This window comes from Streptomyces flaveolus (genome assembly GCF_000716535.1).
GTDB classification, from domain to species: Bacteria; Actinomycetota; Actinomycetes; order Streptomycetales; family Streptomycetaceae; genus Streptomyces; species Streptomyces flaveolus_A.
On the sequence record NZ_JNWV01000090.1, the window covers coordinates 1 to 6,194 of the forward strand.

Consider the following 6,194-nt stretch of genomic DNA (forward strand, 5'->3'; position numbering starts at 1 on the left):
TGCTGCCCAAACGCGGCGTGCAAGAACCGGGGGGCGTGGACGGCATCCGGACTCTGCTGGACCGGCACATCCGCAGGCTCTGACCCAGGGCCTGTCGCCCGGCCCCATCGGCTTCAGGCGCTGCGCGCCGAGTGGTGAAGGGGAATCGAAGGAGGCAACCACCGGTGAACCACGCCCAGCTCGTCGCCCTGGGCCGAGCGCTGCGCCTGAGTGGAGAACACGGACAGCGCCTCGAGGACGCAGCCGCCGCGACGGATGTGTCCGAGATCCGCAGCGACCTCCAACGGGCCCTCACGCTCGTCGACGACGCGATCCAGACGGCGAAGCCGCCCATGCGCTGCCCAGAGCATCCAAGCGGCCCCGTCGACCCGACGCATCCGACCTGTGCTTGCTGTGCGAGACCCGCCGCCGCGCCGGACTGCGCACCCCGCCCCGCCCCCGCACCCCTGACCCGGACGACCAGGAAACGCCGCCACTTCGCGTGCCCTCCCACCACGCGATCCGCCGACGACCCGCAGCCGCGCAGGCGATGGCTTGCGGAGCTGTGGAACGGCCGCGCCTGGTGATCGTCTGCGGGGATGATCACGGACCGCTGACGCCGCCGCAGGCCCAGACCCGCCCGGGCCCCTCGGCGCATTCTCACACCTGACGGGCGCGCCCCCTTCCGGCGGCGCGTCGCCCGGCCCCGCCTGCCGCCCTCTCGGTCAGGGACTGTCCGGGCTGACGCGGACGAGACCCGGGCCGGCGTCGACGAACGATTCCTCGAACTGTACGTCGTGCCCTTCATCGCAACGGAGCGCGGCACGCACCTCGGTACCGCAATCCTTGTGGCGCACCACGACCGGAGGTCCCTGCTCGTCGGCGGCCCAGGCATCGCCCCACTGCCGCAGCGCCACGAGCACCGGCAGGAAGTCGCGGCCCTTCTCGGTCAATTGGTAGCCGTACCGGGTCCGCTGGCCGGGCTCCCGGTACGGGACGCGCTCCAGGAGTCCGGCGGCGGTCAGTTCCTTCAGTCGCGCCGCGGCAGAGGGGTCTCCGATGCCCACCCGCTTCGCGAAGTCGTCGAACCGGCGGGTGCCGAAGAACGCCTCGCGCATGATCAGCAGCGCCGTCCTGTTGCCGACGATCTCCAGCGTCCGGGCGATGGAGCAGTTGGTCATGGACCAGGTGTCCCGTTCTGACAGCAGATCGCTCATGTCTGCTCCTGCCCTCTCCCAGCTGACTTGCTTCAACCTTCGTCAGACTATAGCGTCGTGGCTGACTTAATGAAAAATAAGTCAGCTACCTGTTGTACAGGCCGAGGGAGAAGTCATGAACATCGGCGCAGCAACCGCCCTGGTCACGGGCGCAAACCGTGGGCTCGGCAGGGCACTCGCCCAGGAACTGGCCGCGCGGGGCGCCACCGTCTACGCGGCGGCCCGCCGGCCCGAGCAGATCGATCTGCCCGGTGTGAAGGCGATCCAGCTGGACGTCACCGATCCCGAGTCGGTCGCCGCGGCCGCCGAGGCGGCGCATGACGTCAACCTGCTGATCAACAACGCGGGCAGCTCCACCGGGGCCGACCCGCTGACCGGCAGCTGGGACGCGCTCCAGCTGGAGATCGACACCCACTACCTGGGCACCCTGCGCGTGATCCGGTCCTTCGCCCCGGTGATCGAGGCGCGGGGCGGCGGCTCGATCCTCAACATCCTGTCGGTGCTGTCGTGGATCAGCTTCCCGACCGTGGGCGCCTACTCCGCCGCCAAGTCCGCAGCATGGAGCATGACCAACACCGTGCGTCAGCAGCTCGCGCCCCGCGGCATCACCGTGTCCGGACTGCACGTCGGCTACATGGACACCGATATGGCCCGTCACGTCACCGAGCCCAAGACCGACCCGGCGGACGTCGCCCGTGCCGCCGTGGACGGCATCGCCGCCGGCACGCACGAGATCGTCGTCGACGACCTCAGCCGCCACGTCCGGGCGAACCTCTCCGGCGGCGTCGCCGCCCTCTACCCGCAGCTCGGCTGAGGCGAGGACGTCGTGACCTCCACGCCCTCCCCCGCCGCCGTCCAGCGCGCGGGACGGCCGAAGCACCCCGGCGAGCCGGCCGGCGATCACCCGCCTTCCCGGCTCACCGCGGCCGTCACGCTCACCGCGATGTGCCTGGGCGCCATGACGACCTTTCTGCTGATCACCGCATCCGTGTCAGCGCTGTCGGCCATCCAGGACGACCTGCACGTCTCCCCGACCGCGCTGGTCTGGATCCCCTCCGCCTACACGCTGCTCGTGGCCTGCCTGGTGATGTCCGCGGGCACGGTCGGCAACCTCTACGGCCGCAAGCGCGCCTTCCTCACCGGCGCCGCGATCATGATCATCGGGTCGCTCACCGTCTACACCGCGACCTCGGTGACCGGCGTCATCGCCGGTCAGCTCGTCTCCGGCGTCGGCGGCGCGCTCATCCTGCCCAACAGTCTGGCCATCCTGGGGGCCGCCTTCCCCGACCCCCACCGGCGCACCGAAGTCGTCACCGCCTGGGCGGCCTCTTCCGGTATCGGACTCGCCGTCGGCCCCCTCATCGCGGGCGGACTGCTGGGCCACTTCCACTGGCACACCGTCTTCCTGTCGACGGCCGTCCTGGCCGTGGTCACCATGGCCGTCGCCGCCTTCGTCGCCGAATCACGCAGCCCCGGCGGCAAGCTGGACGTCCCCGGCCAGGTCCTCGCCGTCCTGGGCATCGCCGCCCTCGTCTACGCCCTCATCGAGGGCGGACAAGACGGCTACACCAGCCCCCGCATCCTCACCGCCTGGTTCGTCGCGGTCGCGGCGCTGACCGGCTTCGTGCTCGTCGAGCGCGCCGGCCGTACGCCCATGCTGGACATGACCCTGTTCCGCTCGAGGTCCTTCAGCGCCGTCATGTTCATCGCGGCCGTCTCCCTGTTCGGGTTCACCGGCGTGGCCATCCTGTCGGTGCTCTTCTACGAGCGTGTCCAGCGGCTGTCCGCCCTGGACGTGGGGTGGCGCCTGCTGGCCTTCTTCGGCGTCTACGTCGTCGTCGCCTACGCGGCCGGCCGGCTGATCCGCCGCACCGGCTTCAAGCTCCCGCTGACGCTGGGCTTCCTCGTCGGAGCGGCCGCCGCCGCAGGATTCCTCACCGTGGGACCCGACACCCCCTACTCCCAGGTGTGGTGGCTGTACGTCCTCTTCGGAGCAGCCTGCGGGATGGTGGCCGCGCCGAGCACCGCGGCGGCCCTGGTCAGCGTCTCCCACGAGCGCGCCGGCATGGCCTCCGGAGCCGTCAACGCCTTCCGCCAGATCGGTTCCGTCACCGGCTCCTCGCTCCTCGGCGCGCTGCTCGCCAACCGGCTCCAGGCCCAACTGCCAGCCCGGCTCGATGCCCACCACGTGCCCCGGGCGGCCTGGCCCGCCGTCGAGCACGCCGTCGCCACCGGCAGCGCCCACGGTGGAACTCCGCCGAGCGTGACGGCAGCGGTCGGCGACGCCTTCACCTCTGGGGTGCATGCGGGCATGGCCGTCGTCGCCGTCGTGTTCCTGTGCGCGGCGCTGGCCTCCGCCCTCCTGGTGCACAACCGGCCGCACCACACGACCGCGACCGGCACGGTCCGGCCGTCACCGGTCGGCGCCGCCGGCCGCTGACGCCGGCTCGGCAGCTCGGTCCGGTCCCCGGGAGAAGCGGCCCATGACGGTGCGCTCCCGCCGCTCTCCAGGGCGTGGGGTTCTTCGCACCGCGCCGATCGGTCCGCCGTCTCCGGGCCGGCCGCCTTCCGGACCCAGCCACATCGGCCGCAAACATGTGGGGCGCCGCCCGTCGGCTCCTTTCTTCCCCCTCGGGCAGCCAGTCCCCTTTATCCATAGATCAATCAATCATGAACCAGAGGAAATATCATGACATCGAACAGCACACTCGGGTACGAGGTCTTCGTCGCCGATCCGATCCCGCTGAACGTTCCTGAGCTCGTCCCCAACGGCGACCGGCGGATGTTCTCGCCCCTGTCGGTCACGCTGGTCCACGGCGAGCGCGACGCCGTGCTCGTCGACCCGCCCCTGACCACCGCTCAGGCCGAGGCCGTCGGTGAGTGGATCGAGGCCCGCGGCAAGAACCTGACCCAGATTTTTGTCACGCACGGTCACGGTGACCACTGGTTCACCGCGGGCGTCCTGGCCGAGCGATTCGGCGCCCAGGTCGTCGCGAGCGCCGGCACGATCAAGCAGATGCACCACAACGTGGCCATCCGTGCGGGCTTCTGGGACAAGTTGTTCCCCGGCCAGATCCCGGACGCGCCCGTCACGGCCGCCACCGTGCCCGACAACCGGTTCACGCTCGAAGGCCATGATCTGGTGATCGTCGAAGTCGGTCACAGCGACACCGACGACACCAGCGTCCTGCACGTCCCCGACCTCCATCTCGTGGTCGCCGGCGACGTGATCTACAACGGCGTGCACCAGTTCCTGGTCGAGGCCGGGCGCGGTGGCCTGGACGCGTGGCGCCGAGCCATCGACGTTGTCGAGGACCTCAGGCCCCGCCACATCGTCACCGGACACAAGAACAAGGAACTGGACGACGACGCCACCCGCTGCATCGACGAGACCCGCCGGTACCTCGACGCCGCCGAGGAGCTGCTCGCCCGGCACGACAACGCCCTCGACTTCTTCAACGCCATGCTGGAGCGGTTCCCCGAGCGTTTGAACCCGGGTGCCCTGTGGAACGGAGCCGCCGCGCTCTACTCCTGACCTCCAGCCGGCGACCATACGCGGCAGCAGGTTGCGAGTCCCGCTTCGAGGCCGCTCGACGGGCTTGACCACGGCGCATGACGGCGAAGACCTCCGAAGCTGACAGGATGGTACGGACCGCGCCGTGGCCGGGCCGGGGCGTGTGCTGGAGCTGGGGGACCGGAATGGGCTTGGTGATCGAGAGCCGGCCGTCGGAGCTGGCGTGCGTCAGGATCCGATCGGTTGCCGCGGCATCCACGTCCCCGGCCACACTGTATGCCTTGCCCATCTGTCCGGCACCGATCGCGACACGTGGACACTGCCCAGGACCACCGGGGCGTGTGGCGGCATCCTGTGCGTTTCGTCCGACAGCGCGACGACATGGCGCCCAGAGACGTCGCGGGGTTCGGAGAGGGTGCGGTGCCAGCCGCCAGGTGACGCCCGTCGACGGGAGGCCATCCCTTTCTTGGGTGTACGCCGACGTGCTGCCGAACCTGCTCAAGCACGGTCGCCACGAGGCAGCCCCATTGCCCGGCTCCGAAGGAGATCACCGCGGCAGCCGGTGCGCTGCCGTACAAGGAGCAGGCGGAGATCGTTGTTCTCTTCGCCCAAGCCGGCGTCCTGCCATCGATCTACGCGACCGCCACGGCAAAGGTGATCGTCGCGCGATCGATGGGTGAGCGGCCTGAGCTGGAGCCATCCGAGACGCCGTTGTACGCGGCTACGTTCCTCGCCGAAAAGGGTCACAAGCCGAAGACCGTTGCCAAGTTCCAGTCCGGGTTCGGCTCCCGGGTCTCCAACCGCTACTTCAAGGTCCACGGACGGCGACCGGAGAAGATCCCGGGTCCGGCCGGCTCCCGCATCGACCGCGTCGCGGTCTACACCGAGGACGACCGGCCGATCCTGGAGCAGGTCTACAGCGAGATCGCTGACCTGATCAACGCCTTCGAGCACGGCGGACAGAGCCCGCTCAGCGCCTGACCCTCTCCCGCCCCAGACGCCCCCGGCTTCGGCTGGGGGCGTTCGCGTGCGCCCGGTTCGCGCCCTTGTCACTCCGCCTGCACTCCCTGACCGTGGTCCGTCAGCGGGGTGTCACTACAACGCGAGGGGGATGGCGTGGCGCACGACGCGGTCGGCCGGCTGCTGCTGCACACCGCGGTGGTGCTGCATCGCACGGTGGCGGGTCGGGTTGGGCGGGAGCGGTGGCGGGCTCGGCGTGACTGGGCGATCCGGGCGGCGCGCCGGCGGGGTGTGCCGATCGAGGAGCTGGCGGCGCGGATGGGCCTGTCGGCGGGTTGGATCCGGCAGGTGCTGGCCGGGCGGCGGCCGGCTGAGCCGCCGGCGGTGGAGGAGGCGGCCTGACGGCAAACGCGAAGCCCTCGCCCGTTACTGACCTTGAAGGCGGGTTGTCGTAGGGGCTGACGGTCGGTGATCGTCGCGGTATGCCGGGTGTATGAGGTATCCGCAGGGTGGGGGTCTGACCG

Annotated in this window: 6 protein-coding genes; 5 read left to right on the plus strand and 1 reads right to left on the minus strand. The window is 70.3% G+C overall.

Features of this window, described 5'->3' with window-relative positions:
* Window positions 1-704: 704 nt before the first annotated feature.
* Window positions 705-1,196 (minus strand): winged helix-turn-helix transcriptional regulator, encoded by a 492-nt coding sequence (locus OO52_RS45005; protein WP_030940985.1) that lies wholly within the window; start codon window positions 1,194-1,196, stop codon window positions 705-707.
* Window positions 1,197-1,311: 115 nt separating this feature from the next.
* On the opposite strand from OO52_RS45005, the gene OO52_RS45010 reads away from it, so the two are divergent.
* The 5 genes from OO52_RS45010 to OO52_RS45030 all read left to right on the plus strand — a co-directional run bounded on the left by OO52_RS45010 (window position 1,312) and on the right by OO52_RS45030 (window position 6,072).
* On the plus strand, window positions 1,312-2,010 hold the full coding sequence (locus tag OO52_RS45010; protein ID WP_030940988.1) for an SDR family oxidoreductase: 699 nt from the start codon (window positions 1,312-1,314) through the stop codon (window positions 2,008-2,010).
* A 12-nt stretch (window positions 2,011-2,022) separates the two neighbouring features.
* Entirely contained in the window at window positions 2,023-3,636 is a 1,614-nt protein-coding gene (locus OO52_RS45015) for an MFS transporter (RefSeq protein WP_051847983.1), read from the plus strand.
* Window positions 3,637-3,885: 249 nt separating this feature from the next.
* Window positions 3,886-4,731, plus strand: a complete 846-nt coding sequence (locus OO52_RS45020) for an MBL fold metallo-hydrolase (RefSeq protein WP_030940993.1) — start codon at window positions 3,886-3,888, stop codon at window positions 4,729-4,731.
* A gap of 651 nt (window positions 4,732-5,382) precedes the next feature.
* Window positions 5,383-5,691 (plus strand): hypothetical protein, encoded by a 309-nt coding sequence (locus OO52_RS45025; protein WP_051854400.1) that lies wholly within the window; start codon window positions 5,383-5,385, stop codon window positions 5,689-5,691.
* Window positions 5,692-5,826: 135 nt separating this feature from the next.
* Window positions 5,827-6,072 carry a hypothetical protein gene (locus OO52_RS45030; protein WP_030940999.1) on the plus strand — a complete coding sequence of 82 codons (246 nt, stop codon included), beginning with the start codon at window positions 5,827-5,829 and terminating at the stop codon, window positions 6,070-6,072.
* Window positions 6,073-6,194 lie beyond the last annotated feature (122 nt).